Below are 884 nucleotides of genomic sequence, written 5' to 3'. Positions count from 1 at the left end.
CACGATGGTGGCGGCCATGGTGGCGTCGGGCACTAAATTCATTCCGCAGCCTCCGATCCCCTGGCATAGCGCGCCAGCCGCTCATTGAGCGTGCCGGTGTGCAGTTCGAACATGTGGTTGTCTTCGTCGTAGAAATAGATCGAGCGGCCTTCACCCTCGACGCGCGGGCGCGGCGGGCGCATGTCGAGGCCGAGCCTGCCGATGCGCTCGGCATAGCGGTCGAAATCGGCGTCATCGATCTTGAAGGCGATGTGGTTGTAGCTGCGCTCCGGCAAGGGTTCGCCCTCCATGATGGCGACCCAGATGTCACCGATCAGGAAGAATTTTTCGGGCGACAGCGAGAACTGCCTGGCGTCGCTGACATAGACTTCGCGTGCGTCGAATACGCCCTCGAGGATTTCGGTCATCCGCTCGAGATCGCGGACGATGAAGGTCATGTGGGAAAGGCCCTCGATCATTCCGCGGCCTCCCGCTTCTCTTCGACCTTCACGGGGTTTTGGCGGGCGTCATATTCGGCACGCATGCGGCGCACGAGATCGAGTTCGGCCTGGAAATCGACATAGTGCGGCAGCTTCAGATGCTCGACGAAGCCGGTCGCCTGGACATTGTCGGAGTGCGAGATGACGAACTCCTCGTCCTGGGCCGCGGCGACGACATCCTCGCCGAGCTCCTTCGCGCGCAGCGCCCGGTCGCAGAGTGCCACGGCCATCGCCTTGCGTTCGCTCTGGCCGAAGACCAGGCCGTAGCCGCGGGTGAATTGCGGCGGCGCCTTGGCCGAGCCTTTGAACTGGTTGACCATCTGGCATTCGGTGACGCGGACAGTGCCGAGCGGCACCGAGAAGGGCAGTTCGGGCACGTCGAGCTCCAACTCGACTTCGCCGATG

The 884-nt window shown here is 63.2% G+C and carries 2 protein-coding genes; both read right to left on the bottom strand.

Going from position 1 to position 884, the window contains the following annotated elements; translation table 11 throughout:
• Positions 1 to 38: 38 nt before the first annotated feature.
• A complete protein-coding gene (gene fosX, locus EN884_RS37280; protein ID WP_063169035.1) occupies positions 39 to 458 on the bottom strand; it encodes a FosX/FosE/FosI family fosfomycin resistance hydrolase in 420 nt (139 codons plus the stop codon).
• On the bottom strand, positions 455 to 884 hold a 430-nt coding region (locus tag EN884_RS37275; RefSeq protein WP_206617772.1), incomplete at its 5' end, for a carbon-phosphorus lyase complex subunit PhnI. The genes fosX and EN884_RS37275, both read right to left, overlap by 4 nt.

It is taken from the genome of Mesorhizobium sp. M7A.F.Ca.AU.001.01.1.1, assembly GCF_004022735.1.
In the GTDB taxonomy this organism is placed as follows: Bacteria; Pseudomonadota; Alphaproteobacteria; order Rhizobiales; family Rhizobiaceae; genus Mesorhizobium; species Mesorhizobium ciceri.
Note: the sequence above shows the minus strand (reverse complement) of the source record. Positions and strands in the feature narration are given on the sequence as shown.